At 69.2% G+C, this 15,382-nt stretch carries 15 protein-coding genes; 1 reads left to right on the top strand and 14 read right to left on the bottom strand.

Annotation, left to right across the window (positions count from 1 at the left end; genetic code table 11):
• Positions 1 to 247 precede the first annotated feature (247 nt).
• From K8W59_RS19080 to K8W59_RS19035, 10 genes are all read right to left on the bottom strand, one after another.
• On the bottom strand, positions 248 to 2,044 hold the full coding sequence (locus tag K8W59_RS19080) for a TraM recognition domain-containing protein (RefSeq protein ID WP_223396565.1): 1,797 nt from the start codon (positions 2,042 to 2,044) through the stop codon (positions 248 to 250).
• Positions 2,041 to 2,511, bottom strand: coding sequence for a hypothetical protein (locus tag K8W59_RS19075; protein ID WP_223399963.1), 471 nt, complete (start codon positions 2,509 to 2,511; stop codon positions 2,041 to 2,043). The genes K8W59_RS19080 and K8W59_RS19075 overlap by 4 nt, the downstream gene beginning before the upstream one ends.
• 78 nt (positions 2,512 to 2,589) lie before the next feature.
• The gene (locus K8W59_RS19070; protein WP_223396564.1) at positions 2,590 to 3,042 is read right to left on the bottom strand and encodes a hypothetical protein; all 453 of its coding nucleotides are present in this window, start codon (positions 3,040 to 3,042) and stop codon (positions 2,590 to 2,592) included.
• Positions 3,043 to 3,075: 33 nt separating this feature from the next.
• The gene (locus K8W59_RS19065) at positions 3,076 to 3,696 is read right to left on the bottom strand and encodes a hypothetical protein (RefSeq protein ID WP_223396563.1); all 621 of its coding nucleotides are present in this window, start codon (positions 3,694 to 3,696) and stop codon (positions 3,076 to 3,078) included.
• A 138-nt stretch (positions 3,697 to 3,834) separates the two neighbouring features.
• On the bottom strand, positions 3,835 to 5,316 hold the full coding sequence (locus K8W59_RS19060) for an ATP-binding protein (protein WP_223396562.1): 1,482 nt from the start codon (positions 5,314 to 5,316) through the stop codon (positions 3,835 to 3,837).
• A complete protein-coding gene (locus K8W59_RS19055; protein ID WP_223396561.1) occupies positions 5,313 to 6,122 on the bottom strand; it encodes a hypothetical protein in 810 nt (269 codons plus the stop codon). The genes K8W59_RS19060 and K8W59_RS19055 overlap by 4 nt, the downstream gene beginning before the upstream one ends.
• 55 nt (positions 6,123 to 6,177) lie before the next feature.
• Positions 6,178 to 7,653, bottom strand: a complete 1,476-nt coding sequence (locus K8W59_RS19050; RefSeq protein ID WP_223396560.1) for an SCO6880 family protein — start codon at positions 7,651 to 7,653, stop codon at positions 6,178 to 6,180.
• A 6-nt stretch (positions 7,654 to 7,659) separates the two neighbouring features.
• On the bottom strand, positions 7,660 to 9,006 hold the full coding sequence (locus K8W59_RS19045; RefSeq protein ID WP_223396559.1) for a conjugal transfer protein TrbL: 1,347 nt from the start codon (positions 9,004 to 9,006) through the stop codon (positions 7,660 to 7,662).
• Between the two features lie 33 nt (positions 9,007 to 9,039).
• Complete coding sequence (locus K8W59_RS19040) at positions 9,040 to 9,309, bottom strand: DUF6112 family protein (protein WP_223396558.1); 270 nt, start codon at positions 9,307 to 9,309, stop codon at positions 9,040 to 9,042.
• Positions 9,310 to 9,431: 122 nt separating this feature from the next.
• Positions 9,432 to 9,698: a DUF6112 family protein gene (locus K8W59_RS19035; RefSeq protein WP_223396557.1), complete on the bottom strand. Its 267-nt coding sequence runs from the start codon at positions 9,696 to 9,698 to the stop codon at positions 9,432 to 9,434.
• Between the two features lie 138 nt (positions 9,699 to 9,836).
• Between K8W59_RS19035 and K8W59_RS19030 the strand changes: the two genes are divergently transcribed.
• Positions 9,837 to 10,349, top strand: a complete 513-nt coding sequence (locus K8W59_RS19030; protein WP_223396556.1) for a hypothetical protein — start codon at positions 9,837 to 9,839, stop codon at positions 10,347 to 10,349.
• A gap of 46 nt (positions 10,350 to 10,395) precedes the next feature.
• Here K8W59_RS19030 and K8W59_RS19025 read toward each other — a convergent pair whose 3' ends face one another.
• The 4 genes from K8W59_RS19025 to K8W59_RS19010 all read right to left on the bottom strand — a co-directional run bounded on the left by K8W59_RS19025 (position 10,396) and on the right by K8W59_RS19010 (position 15,371).
• Positions 10,396 to 12,063 carry a hypothetical protein gene (locus tag K8W59_RS19025; RefSeq protein ID WP_031289818.1) on the bottom strand — a complete coding sequence of 556 codons (1,668 nt, stop codon included), beginning with the start codon at positions 12,061 to 12,063 and terminating at the stop codon, positions 10,396 to 10,398.
• 8 nt (positions 12,064 to 12,071) lie between these two features.
• A complete protein-coding gene (locus K8W59_RS19020; RefSeq protein WP_017883430.1) occupies positions 12,072 to 12,413 on the bottom strand; it encodes a helix-turn-helix domain-containing protein in 342 nt (113 codons plus the stop codon).
• Between the two features lie 5 nt (positions 12,414 to 12,418).
• Positions 12,419 to 13,540 carry a tyrosine-type recombinase/integrase gene (locus K8W59_RS19015; RefSeq protein WP_017883429.1) on the bottom strand — a complete coding sequence of 374 codons (1,122 nt, stop codon included), beginning with the start codon at positions 13,538 to 13,540 and terminating at the stop codon, positions 12,419 to 12,421.
• Positions 13,541 to 13,718: 178 nt separating this feature from the next.
• On the bottom strand, positions 13,719 to 15,371 hold the full coding sequence (locus tag K8W59_RS19010) for a M23 family metallopeptidase (protein WP_223396555.1): 1,653 nt from the start codon (positions 15,369 to 15,371) through the stop codon (positions 13,719 to 13,721).
• Positions 15,372 to 15,382 lie beyond the last annotated feature (11 nt).

Here is a 15,382-nt window from a genome sequence, read left to right as displayed (position 1 = left end):
GTCCCGTACTTGTTCACGCTCTGATCCCTCCGTCGTCTCCGGCCCGGCCTCGCGCGCCTGTTCGGTGGTCTCGTCGGCGTCGGTTTCGCCGAGCCCCCACAGGTCGAACTCGAGTTGCCCCGGTGGTGGCTTCCGGGTTCTGCGCCTGACCATCCCGTCTCACCTCCACACGCCCGTATCGGGCGTCGCGGCTGGTGGCGGCATGGGGATGCGGCCACGGGAGCGGTGCCCGGCAGTCAGGTGCGGATCACGGCGCATCGGCATTCGCGCCTCGCCTGAGCAGCGCCTCGATCTCGGCCCGATCCGACGTGAGCCGGTCGCCGTCGGGTCGTGCGGGCCAGGCGCGCAGATCGGTGATGATCGGCGGTGCCGAGCGCAGCAGGGTCACCGCTGTGCCGAACGGCAGCGTTCGGATGCGGTCAGGCGGCATGATCGGCACGCGCCTGACCGAGCGCTGGTTCGAGCGGGTGCCGTGGTCGCCCAGGGTCACGCTGTCGGTGAACTCGTCGCGCTCCCCGATCAGCGCGGAGAGGTCTTGCAGGTCGCGGCTGTTGCTGGCCCCGCCCAGCACGATCTTGGTGATCGCCGCATCCCAGATCGCGTTGGCCTGGTTCTCCGACCAGCGATCCCGCGCCTGCGCGAGCGATTGGAGAACGGGCATCGCGGTGATTCCGGTGCCGCCGCCCTCCGACATGAGCGTCGGCAACGACGGCAACGGGCTCAGGTTGGCGATCTCATCCAGGATGAGCGCCATCGGCGGGTCGAGGCGGGCACCCGGCGAGCGGGCGGCCACGCGCCGGGCCGCTTCCACGAGGTCTTCCACGAACGCCGCGACCAGGGCGGCGCTCGCCCCGGCGCCCGCGCCGGTGGCGAGCAGGTAGAGGGTGCCGCGCGACTGGATGAACTTCTCGGGGTCGAAGTCCTCGCCGTCTCCCGGTGAGACCGCATCGAGCACACGCGGATCGGCCAAGGCACTGAGCGACAGGGAGACACCCTGCCAGATCGAGTCGCGGGTGCGTGGGTCGGCGTCGATCATCGCCTCCAGCGATTCGGCCCACCCGCCGGCGGCGTCGGGGCTGTTGGTGAGGATCGCCACCGCGTCGGCGGCGGCGGTCGGGTCGAGCGTCCATCGGAACAACTCCGCCGGGGGCCTGCCGTCGATCGCGGCGGCGTGCAGCAGCGCCTGCAATGCCGAGCGGGTCTTGCCCTCCCAGAAGCCGCCGCCCTCGACCCCGCCCGAGCTCAGGCCCGTCGCGGAGGCGAGCCCGGTGGCGCGGATCATCGCCGTCAAGGGATCTTGGCAGCCTCTGATCGGCGACCAGCGCAGTCCGGCAGGGAGCCCTTCGGCCAAGTGCTGCGGGTCGAACACCGCTGTCGGGCCGATGCGCTGGCGAGCGCGCAGGCTCGCGGTGAGGTTGTCGGGCCTGGTCGAGGTCGCCACCACCGAGCCCGGCGCGTCCAAGATGAATGGGACAGCGATGTGCAGCGACTTGCCGCTACGCGGTGGGCCGATCAGCAGCACGGAGTCCTCGACGCTGGCCCAGACCTCCTGGCCGTGCGCGGTGCCGATCCGGTACCCCACATCGGCCGGTGTCGGGCGCTCCAGCGAGGGGCGCAGGTTCTTCGCTCGCGCCAGCAGCGCCTTGGATGAGGCTGTCCGGGTGACCTCGTGCTTGGTGGCGATCCCGGCGAGCCGGTGCGGGTCGGTCGCAGTCTGGCGTGAGTGTCGGCGCAGTCGCGTCCACACCCACCCGATCCCGGTCCCAAGGCCGATGAGTAGGACGGCCGCGACGATCCAGTAGACGACGACGTTCAGGCCCTCGGCGTCCAGCGCGGTCGCGGGATCGGCCGGGTTGAACAGCACACCGACGCCTGCGGCGGGGCCAGCAGCGGGTTGGGCGGTGCCGGTGAGGAACGCCGTGACCGAGCCTGCGGCGCGCAGCAGCAGCGCGAGCGCGAAGACCCCGATCAGGCCGATCATCGCGGCGTTGGTCAGCTCGTCACCGAAGGAACCGGTCTGCCGCCCCTCGGCGGGGCCGCTCACGACAGGCTCCGCACCACGAGCGTGCCCGAGACCCGTCCGATCAGCACGACCTCATCGGCTTCGCTCACGTTGTCGTGGTCGAGGTCGATGAGCGCGCGCACACGTCCGTCGCCGGTGGCGTCGGTGTGCCGGACGAGGCGGCAGACCGCGACGTCCTCCCCGGCGATGAAGCCCTCGCCGGTCACTTCCAGCAGTACCGGTGCCGCTACCGGCGCGGGCTCCGGCGGAGACTCGACGGGGGCGGCCTGGCGCGGGCTGGCGGGGATGATGTCGGTGAACGTGGTGCCATCGGCCTCGTGCACTTCGACGCGGGCCGGGATCATCCGGTCCTCAGTGACCTGATCCACGATCCGGGCGAACGATGCCCGCCGCCACGCTCCCTCCGGCTGGGGCGGGGCGAGCGGTTCGCCGTCGACCGTGGCGGTCATCGTGCCGTCGTCGTGCACGATCAGGCGGATCACCGGCATCGTCACCGGCGCGGGGGCAGAGGCGTGGGCGGGAGGCTTTCTCATGCCGCCAGGTGCGCCCGAACCCCCGGCAGGAGGCTAGAGCCTGGGCGCGGGCGGCTCTGGTCGTCGGCCGGGGTCGATGCCGAACTGGTTGCTCCCGGCGATGCGGTTGTGCGTGCGCCGCACCCACTTCTCGGCCTCGTCGAGCACCTGCCAGAAGTCCTCCGCGCGGGCCTCGCCCTCGCGCTCGATGCCCCACATGGTGGTGCCGTCCGGGTGGGGCACCCGGCGTTGAGCCGTCCACGTCCACGACGTCGGCAGCCGATCATCGTCTGACCAGTCGGTGCCGGTGTACTGCTCCTCAATGGCGAACCGCGAGTTCGTGTCGTTCTCGGGGTAGAACACGAAGTGCCCGGCCCCGAAGGTCTCGGGATCCTCGTAGGAGAACTGCACGCTGCCGTCGTACTTCTGGGCGATCCGGTTCAGCCCGTCGTCGAGCGCCGTCATGGTCGCGGTGAGCCGTTCCCGGTCATCGTCTGCTGTGCCCATCGCTTTCTCCTGTCCCTGCCGCACGTTCCTGGTTCAGAGCGAGAGCCCACTCGACCGACCCGGCGCATCCCGTTCCGTGCGGGGAGGCGGCTCGGGTGCGATGGGACGGCGCGGCCCCGGCTGGCGCGGGTGAGGCCCGGCGCCGGTGTCCAGGCGGTCTCGGAGTGCTCGTTGTCGCTCGGCGAGCTGCACTTCCTCGATGACTTCCTGGTGCACTTCTTGCAGCAGGTTCGGCGTGAGCGTCACCCCAGCGGGGTCTTCGGTGCCGAAGGCTTCAATGGCCAGCGTCCGGTAGGTCTCCCGGTAGGCGGCGATCCCTGCTCGCAGCGCCTGCTCAACGTGGTCGAGCATCCGCTCGGACTGCGCGACCGTCATGCCGAACGCCTTGGCCACGCCAGCGGCGTTGATGGGGCGGCGACGATTCCCGGTGAACCGGCCGATCCGCGTCTCGCGGCCCTGCGGCCCCACGCGCACGTCGATGACCTTGTTCCGGCCCACGAGCAGCCCGAAGCCCGCGCTGTCCCGGCCGAACCACGGCTCCGCGAACATCACATCCGGCACCGCCTCGGACTTGGAGACACCGGCCTCGAACGCGGAGAGGCCGTCGAGGAACGGCGACCCGGTGCTGCCGTCGAGCTCGTTCTGCTCAGACATGATTCCCTCTCCTCACGGGTGATGCGCGCGCCCTGACGAGCGCACAGGCAAGGTGCGCAGGTCGGCTCGGGGTCGTCGCACCGGCTGAGATCGGGGACACCAGAAGCCCGCCTGAACCGTCAGTTTCCGGGCGAACCTCTAGCTTTTCCCGGCGGCGCGAGAAGACGTGTCGAACAGTTCCAGCTCATTGGGGTGCAGTTGCGCCTGCACGACGAAACTGCGCTCCTTGATCTTCCACAGCCCCTGCCCGACGCCGAGCGAGGGCAGCAGTTTGCGTTCGGTCGTTGTCAGTCCGAGGGTCTTGGCGGTGACGCCGAGCTGGTCACTTTCCTGCCGGTAGATCACGCGAGTTTCCGCGTTGGCCAGCAGCGAGTTCGCCAGCGAGCGCATCGCGCTCCCGGCATCGCCCACGTTCTCCAGGTCGCTCAACTTGTGGAAGATCAAGGCGTTGGCGATCCCGTAATGACGCGCCAGCCTCCAGTGCGCGTCCATCCTGCGCAAGAGCGACGGCTGTGACATCAGCCTCCAGGCTTCGTCATAGATCACCCACCGTTGCCCGCCTGCCGGGTCGAGCAGCGCCGACTCCATCCACGCCGAGCAGCACGTCATCAGCGCGCTGATCAGCGTCGAGTTCTCAGTGACCCTGCTCAGGTCAAGGCTGATCATCGGCAGCGTCGGATCGAACCTCACCGTCGAGGGGCCGTCGAACAGCCCCGCCAAGTCCCCGGCCACCAATCGCCTGAGCGCGTGACCGACGATCCTGCCGTCCTCGGCCAGCCTGCCGTCGGCGTCCTCCGATGGGGCGAGGATGCGCTCGACCACCATCGGCAGGATCGGCACCCGGTTCTCCCGCACCGTCGCCGTCAGCGCCGAGTCGATGGCCGTGTGCTCCAGCGGGGTGAGCGGCCGGGCGAGCACAACCTCGGCCAGCGCGCCGATGAGGTCACGGCGACGCGCCGCGACCGTGCTCTGCCACTCGGCATCGGTGAAGTTGCTCGGCCGGTAGCCCTCATCCAAGGGATTGAGGCGGGTGGACATGCCATGCCCGAGCGCAATCGCCCGGCCCCCGACCGCCTCCGCGACGGGCGTATGTTCGCCTTTCGGGTCGCCAGGCACGTAGACCCGCCGACCGAACGGGAGACTGCGCGTGTACAGCGACTTCATCAGCGACGACTTGCCGCTGCCCACGATGCCCGCCAGCACGAGGTTCGGTGCGGTGATGATCCCGTTGGCGTAAAGCACCCACGGGTCGTAGACGAAACTCCCGCCGCTGTAGAGGTCTTGCCCCACGAACACGCCACTGGAGCCGAGCCCGCCCTCGGCCACGAACGGGTAGCCGCCCGCGAGCGTGGCGGAAGTGTCCTGATGCCTCGGCAGATGGAAGCGGCCCGGTGTGCGCAGCATCGCCGGGCCGGACTCTCCGCTAGCGGGCAGGTACTGCCGGGCGCGCTGCTCGGCCTTCTCCGCCTCGGCGCGGGCCTTCGCCTCGGCCATCTTCCGTTGCTGCTGCTCGCGGTGCAGCCGGGTCGCCGCCTCACGTCGCTGCTTGCGATACCGGCGGCGCTCACGGGCCGGGGCCACCAGCACCGAGGCGTGCAGCTTCTCCCCGTCGCCGTTCATCGGCCCAGCCCCCGGTCGCGCTTGATCTCCGCGATCCGGTCAGGGGTGAACCACGACCCGTCGCCGCGCACCCGGTCGCGGCGTTCCTCGAGCGCCCGCTGCACCGCTTCCGCGTCCGCCGCACTCTGGGCCGGGCCTGCCCCGGTCATCCCCGGTGTCTCGCCGGCTGCTGCCGTGGTCTCGCTCGCCGGGGCGTGTTCGCGATAGAGGGCCACGTTCCCGAACGCCCGGCTGTAGACGAGCGCATACTCGCCCTCATTGACGCGCTGATCTCTCATACCCGTGGGGGGCTCGTCGTAGACGTGCCCGTTCACGAGTGCTGCGCTGGTGGTCTCCTCGCCGTAGTCGAAGCCGCGCAGGTGCTCGATCGCAGCCTCGGGGCCGTCGTGGTCGATGACGTCGAGCACACGGTCGGCTTCCTCGCCCTGCAAGAACACGACGGTCACCCACTGACGCACCAGGGGCTGCCAGGCGATCCGCCCGAGATGCCCGGATGCCTGATCGAGGAAGGTCTCCGCGCCGCTGATGTGGCGTGCCGCCTGAGCGAGCGCATCGGCGGCGGCCCAGGCGTCCGCCGCGCCCAGGTTCCGGTCTCCGTCGTCGTGCGCAGCGCGTCCTTGGTGGGTCAGGCAGGCCCCGGAGAGTTGGATGAGGGACTGCTCCAAGGAACGGGCGGTGCCGAGCAGTTCCCCGACGATGCCGTAGAGCACGTCGGGGTTGTCGATGCGCTGACTGGCGTGCGCGAGGCCGCGTACCGCTTGACGGGCTTCTTCGGCGTCGGCGGACGGGTCGTTGAACGTGGGCATGGTCGGGCCTCCCCAGAGGATCGGTGGTCGGTGGCTGCCAGGTGCGCCCGGCGGGTCAGACCCGACGGCACAGCGGGAGAGCTGCGGCGGTGAACGCGGTGGCCTGTTGGCCGACCAACTTCCGCGTCTCGCACGAGGATTGGATGGCGGCCTGCTCGATAGCGGCGACCGCCGCTTCCAACTCGGGCAGGGTGTCGGCTGAGACGCTGATGAGGCCGGTGTAGCGCAGCACCCCGTGCCCGGCCGTCAAATCGGCCTCCTGCTGGAGAACGTCGTGGTACTCGGCCGTCTGACTGGCGTCCTCGATCTGCCCGATCCGCGCACGCTGCGCGGCATCGCTGATGTATTCGGTCTTCTTGCGGCGGATATCGCGGGCGGCCTGATCGGTGCGCAGCGGCGTGCAGATCAGCGAGAACGCCCGGTGGATGCCGCTCGACAGCAGCACCGGGGACAGGAAGCCGGGATGCACCATCGAACGCGGCCACTCCGAAATCCACAGCACCGCGTGGAACGCGGAGTCGCTGCGCAGATGCGCCCACGACTCGGTGACCGCGACCGGCCCGGCGGTGGCGAGGTCGTGGCCGAGGTCGCCGTGGCGCTCCAGCGTCGCAGCGATGGCCGGGTCATACGCGCTGCGCAGGATCACCGCGATCTGCCCGGCGCCCAGCCAGCCGCCCGGCGTCAGGTCGGCCGAGCGCAGCGCCGCCGTCAGGGTGCTCATCTCCTGACGCAGCACGGCGGCTGCGCCCCGGATGCCGCCGCCTGCGGTGCGGATCTGCCGGGCGGCGGCCTTCATGTCCAGGCTCAGGCTGACCGTCGTCGCGTGCCGTTCCCCGGCAGGTCCGGCCCGGTCGATCAGCTCCTGATAGGTGGTCGACGCCCAGGAGTCGTCGGCGGTGCCGTGCGCCGCCCACCATTCCGCCAGGCCCTGCCCGGAGTCCGGCAGCGTCCGCTCCAGCACTTGCAGGGTCGCGATCCGCCCGGAACGGCACACGGTCGCCAGCACCCGCCCCCACGCGGTGACGCGGCGTTCCTGCTCACCGGGGTCGAGCAGCACGAACGCCGGGTGCGTCACCTCGGTCACCACCGTGAGCGTCGCGCCGGTCGGGTCGTGGATCATCCCGGCCCCGGTCTCGGGGTCGGTGTACTCCCGCAGCCTCGCCATGTCGCCGGGCAGCGCGAGCGTCCCGGCGGGGCGGGGCTTGACGATCCTGCGCCGGTAGGCCAACTGGCCCCCGGTGGAGCGCCACAGCCACCAGAACGCGACCGGCAGCCATTCGACCATCGGACGCCCCGCGACCGGGATCCAGGTGATCGCGGCCGCGATCACCCAGATCGGCGCGGACATGAGGAGCAGCACGCCCCCGCCGCCGTAGAACGCGGCGACCAGGCTCGCCCCGCCGATGCCGAGGGTGAGGAGTTGCGACAGGGACAGGCCGAGCAGGATGCCGCGCCGGGTGAGCCGGGAGAACTTCACCGGCACCAGCTCGCCGCCGCCACGCTCCGCCGTTGTTGTCTCGCTGCTGGGCATGACGGATCACTCCTTGGTCGGCTTCGGCGGAGGCGGGGTGCTGTTCGGGTTCTTCGGCAGCGGCTGCGACGGCGGTGGAGCCTGCGGCGTGACGTCGCTGCTCTGGGTGGCTCCGCTCGCGGCGGCGTCGGCGTTGTCGGCCAGCGCCTGGCCTGCTTTCGGCCCGGCGGTCGCAGCCGCCTTGATCGCCTGGGCTCCGAGCACGACCCCGGCAGCGATCGGGCCTGCCGCCGCTGCACCGCCGCCAGCGCCTGCACCGGCTCCGGCCGAGCCGCTCGCGCCCGCCGTGCCGCCACCGGCTGGCGCGGGCTTGGGTGTCGGCCCACCCCCGTCACCGCCTCCACCGCCGTTGCCGCCGGTCTTCTTGCCGCCGCTCTTGCTGCCCTCGTCGAGGACCTTCTTCGGCTCGCCGCCTTGGGGCTTGCCCGGTGTGGGCACGGGCCGGTTCAGCGCGTTCTTGGCCTCCTGCTCGGTGCCCATCGAGTTGTAGAGGTCGAAGCCGATGAACGACAGGAACCGATAGGTCATGTACGGCGCGAAGCCAGCGAGCGCCATGAGCACGATCCCGGCCAGCGGGTCGGCCACGCTGGACAGGTCGCCGTCGATGGGGGCCGAGACCTGGGTGACCGCGACCAGCAGGATCACGACCAGGACGAGCTTGCTGAAGATGAGGGCCAGGACGAACATCGCCCATTTGCTGATCCAGCCGCGGGTGGCATCCCAGGACGCGCCGGAGAACGCGAACGGGGCCAGCACGATGGCGACGAGCAGCAATGCCTTTCTGACCAACAACGACAGCCACACGATGGCCGCCGCAGCAATGGCCAGGGCTGCCAGGAAGATCGTCAGAATCGCCCCGACTCCCGGTGCGCCGATGTTCAGGGCGGTCAGCCCGGCGACGAGGATCGCGATCTTGTCGCCCATCGACTCGGTGGTCTCACCGGCGGCTTGGATGATGCCGACCGAGAGCTGGTCGACGATCTCCAACAGCAGTGCCGTGAGGGTGATGACCACGAAGGAGCCCAGGACGCTCTTGCCGAGCCCGAGGGCCGCGCGCGAGAGCGCGGCGGGTTCTCGCCGGATCATGCCCGTGATCAACTGCAAGCAGAAGAACAGCAGCATCACGAAGACCGCGATGCCGAACAGCAGGTTGTAGACGGCCACGTACTCGCTGCCGGTGACGTCGACCAGGGTGGTGGTGTCGAACACCGTCCACACGGAGGTGAACATCCAGCCGGCGGCCTCGCCCATCGCGGACGCGAGCCAGTCGAACGGTGCCGAGATCAGCGACGCGGCGGCTTCGCCTGCGGTGTCGCAGACGGTGGAGATGACGGGAATGTCGCAGACGCCCATCACGACCTCCTTGGTTCGGAGTGGATGGGTGGATCAGACGGACTGGCCGACGCCCCAGAAGAAGTTGATCAAGGTCACGCTCGCGCCACACACGACGGCAGCGCCGCAGGAGATCAGGACGCCGATCTTGCCTCTCCCGGCGAGGTGGGGGTTGCTGGAGTTGGAGCCGTAGGCCCAGATGATCGCGCTGACAATCAAGGCGAGCACGGACAGGATCAGGCCCACGGTCATCACCGCGCCGACGATGGTGCGCAACTGCTCGATACCCGGCAAGCCGCTGGAATTGGGGTCGATGTCGATCACGGCAGGTCTCCTTCACGAAGCGTTGGATGGTTCTGCCGCGAGGTGCTCTCGGTCAGCCGGGACGCGAGAACGCCCGCCCCTCATGCGGGGCGGGCGTTCGACTGACGAAGACGGAGATGGGGTCAGAGTTGTTGGCCGACGTCGATGAGCCAGTTCATCCACGCGACCCCGCCACCGGCGAGGACGGCGGCACCGAGCGAGACCAGCACGCCGACGCGCCCCTTGGCCGCTGCCGCGTAGTTCCCGGTGCTCGCGGCGATGGCCCAGATCGCGCCCGAGACGATCACCATCAGCACCGCGATCACGAGCACGAACATCAGCAGCGCGCCCACGACCTGTTGCAGATCGCCGATTCCTGAGAGCCCGTCGAAGTCGGGGAACACGTCCATGACCAGGCCCAACCGGCGCTAGCAATTATTCGAAGCGGTTGAAATGTCCATGCCACGAGGTGCGCGGCAGAACCCATGGGGGTCGGCGACGGTAGGCTGAGGTCGTCGGGCGAGGAGGGATCGCAAGCATCTGGTGCCATGCGCGAGGCTGATCTGAGAGGTGGTCTGTTGGCGCAGGAGGTCCCCGTTCCCGGTAACCCGGAGGACGCTCAGCAGTTGCTGTACCTGCTGCTCGGCAGAGCGATCGCCCGTTGCCAGGTCGCCGAAGCCGCCGCAGAGACGATCCACCAGGTGCTGCTGGGCAAGCCCCCTCGCGAGCGGAGCACGCTGGGGGCGAAAGCAAAGGCCGTGGAGCCTCAGCTTCCAGACCATCTCCAAGCCGAGTACCGCACCCTTGTCGAGGCGCGGAACTATCTGGTCCACCGGTTGCTGTTCGACCACGGCGGATGGAAGGGCATCCCCGGCTTGGACAGCCCCGAGCTGTATCGGAAGCTCTACGACTCCATCGACGACGCAACGCAGACCATCGATCGAGTCAGCGACCTGCTGAACAGGTACCTCGCTCGAACACGAACCCCGAGGTGGCGATCTTCAAGATTAGCGATCAGGGTGTCGAGGACATTCGAGACCTGTAACCCTCCGCCCTCTTGATGGTTCGGGCTGGTGGCCCTCCCCGAGCGCGCCAGGCTGCTCAGCGTCAGCGGCGCGCGCCGGCGTAGTTGTTCCAGGCGGAGCCGGTGAGTTCGGCCCAGCGGGTGGCGGTGCCGATGCTGGTGCCGGTGAGGGAGGCGAACACGGCGGGCGGGGTCGTGGATGCCAGGTGCAGCAGGGCGGTGTTGCGGCTGGCGCGGGTGATGATCCCGAGCCGGTTCATGCGCGCCATGAGCGACGTGGGGTGCAGGTGGGTGCCGGCGTTCTTCCCGGTGAACAGCCAGCGGGGATCGGCGAGGGTGCTTGCCGTGCCGAAGGGCTTGGCGACCGGCAGCGCGGTGACCAGGGCGTCGAGCGGCGGGATGAGCAGCAGTGGCTCGGGGCCGAGGGCGAGGTAGGTGTCGCCGTCGCTGACCTTGATGTCGCTGGTGGTTAGGGCGGCGATCTTCGCGGCGGGTTGGGCGTAGAGCAGGATCAGGCAGGCTGCGGCGCGGTCCTCGATGCTGGCGGAGTCGGGGTCGTGCAGGAGCCGTCGGGCCAGGGCGAGTTGTTCGTCGGGATCAGCGTCGTGGCCTGGGTCCTTCGGCGCGATGGGCTCGGGCAGTCGTACTCGGGGTAGGTAGCCGCCTCGTTTGAGCCAGCGGATGAAGCTCAGACGGGCGCTCCGACTGGGGCCGCCGAGCCAGGCATCGATGCAGGCTTGCGGGCAATCGTCGAGGTCATGGCCGTAGGCGGTGAGGTGGTCGAGGAAGCTCTTGGCGGTCTGAATGTCGCCCCGGCAGCGGGCCGCGACGTGCGCGCTGATGCGACCGTGGCGGTTGGTCTTGGCGCGGCCGGCGACGTGCCAGCGGGCGTAGCGTGTCAGCACTCCGCGCAGCTCGGGATCGGTGATGCCGGCGACGGTTTCGGTGACGTAGCGGTGCAGCCTGGTGGCGTTCTCATCGCGTGGCGGGAGCGCCTCGGCGGCGACGAGCATGGCGCGCAGGTAGTTGACCGAGAAGACCTGCGGCTGGGCATCGAGAGCATCGTGGGACAGGTCGAGCCGGCCGGCGGCGATGTCGGTGAGCAGGCGCAGGCTTGCAAGACCCCGCCAGTTGCTCAGCAGCGACCGGGGTTGGCGAAGCTCGGTCAGCGCGTCGCGGACGCCTTTGAGCTCGGGGCGGATCGTCCCGCCTGGGCCGGTGAGTGCGGCGTCGATCTGCTGGGCGGCTTGGCAGGCGAAGCAGCGGGGACGGCCATGATTGGTGGTGCGGCGGCCGAGGGCCTGCCGCCCGCAGATCGAGCAGTCGATCACCGGCGCCTGGTAGCAGGTCGGGCAGATATCCGGCGTCGTCGCGGTGGCTTTCAACGCGATCCGTTTGAGCCGGCCGCAGACGCCGCAGACCCGCTTCGGGTTGCGGTAGCAACGCGGGCAGAGGTTCCGCGATCCCGCGCGCTTCCCGCCGGCCCGAGTAGCCAGTGGGCCGAGAGTGCCGCATTCGTCGCAGGCGTCCTCGGCGGTGCGGGTGCGGGCGTAGCAGGTCACGCAGATCGCGCCGCCATCGTCGGTGCGGGCGTTGACCCGTCGCGTCCTGCCGCAGCCCGTGCAGACCTCCTCGGGTGAGCGCTGCGCGCGGCAGGCTCGGCATTCGCCCCGATCCAGGATGTGGTTCCAGCGCAGGTTCTTGTCCCGTCCGCAGCGGAAACAGGTACCGCGGACGATCGTGCTCGCCATTCAGTCGATCAGTCCCCGGCCGGTCTGATGACCGCGCGAGTCGGACGGTTCTTGCTCGGCTTCGACGGCGTGGCCGCCCCGGTGGTGCCGGTCTTGCGGCCGCGCCGGGATTTGGTCGCGACGTAGGGCTCGATCAGGTCGTTCGGTGTGACATCGAAGATGTCGCAGAGCGCGGCCAGGAACCGCATGTTCAACCGCTCGGGCTGCCCGGTCACGATCCGGTAGACCTGCGTGGAGGTCATCACCACGCCTCGTTCGGCCAGCAGCGGCACCAGGTCGGTGGTGGACTGCATGCCGTGCTCGTTCATCACCTTGCGGACGTGCCAGCGATAGGCCACGGTCTTCGTCATGATGGTCAGCCTTCCTCGATCGCCGATGGTGGAGTGAACGCCGCGTCCAGAGCGCGGCGCAGGGTGCGGTTCCGGTAGTCGCCGGAGACGCCGGTGTAGAGGGCGGTGGTCGATCCCCAGCGGTGCCCGACCTGCTGCTGCACGAACAGCGGGTCGAAGCCGTCCTCGATCAGATGCGTCACATAGGAGTGCCGCAGGCAGTGCGGGTGCAGGGCGGGGTCGAAGCCGAGCTCGTCGCGGTACTCGGCGAACCGTAGCCCGATGTAGCTCCCGCTGACCCTGGATTGTCGCTCGGTCGGCCAGAGCATCCCGCTGCCGGCCGTGTCGAACAGGGGCAGCACCTCGGTGACGTATTCCTCAATCACCGGGCGGGTCCAGTCGAACACCGCCAGCACCGCGCGACGCCGGGGTTGAGAGCCACGGCTGGCTTTGCCCCACCGGACGTTGCAGACCCCGAACCGGCCGAACTCGGTCGCGGTCGGGTTGCGGGTGAAGTCATGAAGGTCCAGCATCCCGACCTCACGACGACGCAGCCCGAAGGCGTAGATCATCTTGAACAGCGTCGCGTCGCGGAATACCGACTTCCAGCCCTTCTTCCCGCGTGTGCGGGCCTGGTCGACGCGATCGTCGGCGTAGTCGAAGAAGGTTTGCACCTCGATCCGCGACAGAGGTCGCACCGTCGGGCGTGCCTCGTGATCGCCCGTGTGGATCGCGGTGTTCCACTCGTGGCAGACCTGCACCGGGTGGGTGCCGAACAGCTCCTCGCACCGCTCCACCCACCCGTAACGACGGTCGGTGAGGAAGTCGCAGAACAACGCGACCGCGTTCTGATAAGAGCGGATCGTGCCGTGCGAGCAGGGCTTGTCGCCGGAGACCAGCTCGGTCGTCCACTCCTCGATGTCGGCAGGAGTCCACTCCCACGGCAGGCTCCCGCAGAACCCGGCGAACCGGCGCACCTGCGCCAGTCGCGCCCCGATCGTCTTCGCATTCAGCATCCGCGAGGACTGCTGCGCCGACCAGCCGGCCAGCATGTCATCGAAGACCTGCTCCACCGGGCGCAGCAACGACACGTTGCCCGGCCGCAGCGCCGTCACCGATCCAGGCCGGTTCCCGTCCTCGAAGTCCACCCCGATAGTCTTACATCTAATGTAAGAAAAGTACATCTAATGTAAGCAGTGGCGCGTTTCCCCTGGTCACGAGCCGCTTCGCAGCGCCCAACTGTCGCCCACTGATAGCCTTGCCTCACCAGGGAATCCGCACGATCCCGGCCCTGGCCGATTACATCTAATGTAATAATTGCTAGTTCTATTCGACCGAGAGGTGGATATGGTCGAAGTGGCCTCCGGTGGGGTCGGAGGGGTCGTAGATCCCGCCGCCGGTGTAGGGACGCCACCCGTCGTCGGCGCGGGCGGCTGTCCAGATGCGGCCCTGCCAGATCACGTAGGACACGGCCCAGGTCTCGGCGTTGGCGACGAGCCAGTCCGCGAGCTGGTCGCCGTTGTCCTTGTCGGCTCCCGCAGGGAACTGGCCGATGGTGCCGAACACGATGTCGCACGCTTTGCCTTTGGGATGATCCGAGGTCGGGTTCCAGGCGTGCGGATCCCAGCAGGTGATGCCGTTGTCTCCGACCTGCATCGCCTCGATCTGCGCGGCAATGGTCGCGGTGCGCGGCGTGACGCACGCACCCTGACGGCCCGGCTGGGTCGGATCGGGCAGCGAGCACGACTCGGCAGGCCACGACCCGTCGGGGTTCCGCACCGGCGGGGCGATGCCGGTCTCGGGATCGAACGCGGCGTTCCCGCCTTGACAGCCCTCGGTCGGCCCGCCGCCGGTGGCCTCGGGCAGGTCGGCCGCATTGTGGTCGTTGAGCCAGACGGCTGGGTCGGTGTGCTCCCCGCCGGTGCCGCCGAGACGAACCTCGAAATGCAGATGCGGGCCGGTGCTCATGCCGGATGAGCCGACGTCGCCGATGTGCTGCCCGGCGGTCACCGTATCGCCGGGGGCGACGTGGATGCCGTCCTGCCAGGAGTGCGCGTAGGCGGTGGCGACACTTTCGCCGCCGAGGTCGTGTTCGACCACGATCAGCCCGCCGTACCCGCCGGTGAACTCCGCGACGGTCACCACCCCGCCGGCGGCGGCGAGGATCGGTGTGCCGTCCGGGGCCGCGAAGTCTGTGCCCGTGTGAAAGGACTGCTCCCCGGTGATCGGATGGATGCGCGGCCCGAACTCGTCGGTGAGCACCCACGACCCTTCCGGCAAGGGGAAAACCACCTGCGACGACCCCGAGACCGGGCCACCGCTGCCCAAACCCGCGCCGCTGGTGAGCGTGTCGAGGATGGTCTCCGCGACCGGCTCGTAGTTGCGGTAACGATCCGGGTAGGCGCTGACTTCGACCGCTTGCGCGGCCGATCCCTTGTCCATCTCCTGCCAGCCGGGAATGTCCAAGAGCCCTCTCGGGGATGGATGGTTCGGCCCGGTCGGGCCGCCGAAGAAGGCCCTGGCCTGATAGGTCGAGTCCATCAACTCCGCGACCGTGCCCCAGCCCGTCGCCGGCCTCATCTGAAACAGACCGAGCGAGTCATGATCCGAGCCATTGCCGTCGTTCGGATAGGTGCCGGACTCGGGGTATGCGCCGGTGTTTGCGAGCATCCGCAGCGTCGATTCGGTCAGTGCCGCCATGAGCGCGATCTGGATACCGTCGCGGCCCACCCCCTCGATGCCCGAGCCGACCTCGATGATCGTGGCCGCGTGGGTGAGTTGCTGGCGGTTCAGCGTGAACGTGGTGCCGTCTTGCGTGGTGACGGTCAGCTCGTCGGGAACATTCCCGACGCTGATCCCGCCGCCGTTGATGGTGCAGGCGGCGTTGGCGGCAGGGTTCATCAGCACGCCGATCCCGAGCAAGCCGAGCATGGGGCCGAGCAGCATCAGCGCGACCAGAACGAGGACTGCCTTCTTCATCGCAACGCCCC

The sequence above is a fragment of the Nocardioides rotundus genome (assembly GCF_019931675.1).
Classification (GTDB): Bacteria; Actinomycetota; Actinomycetes; order Propionibacteriales; family Nocardioidaceae; genus Nocardioides; species Nocardioides rotundus.
Note: the sequence above shows the minus strand (reverse complement) of the source record. Positions and strands in the feature narration are given on the sequence as shown.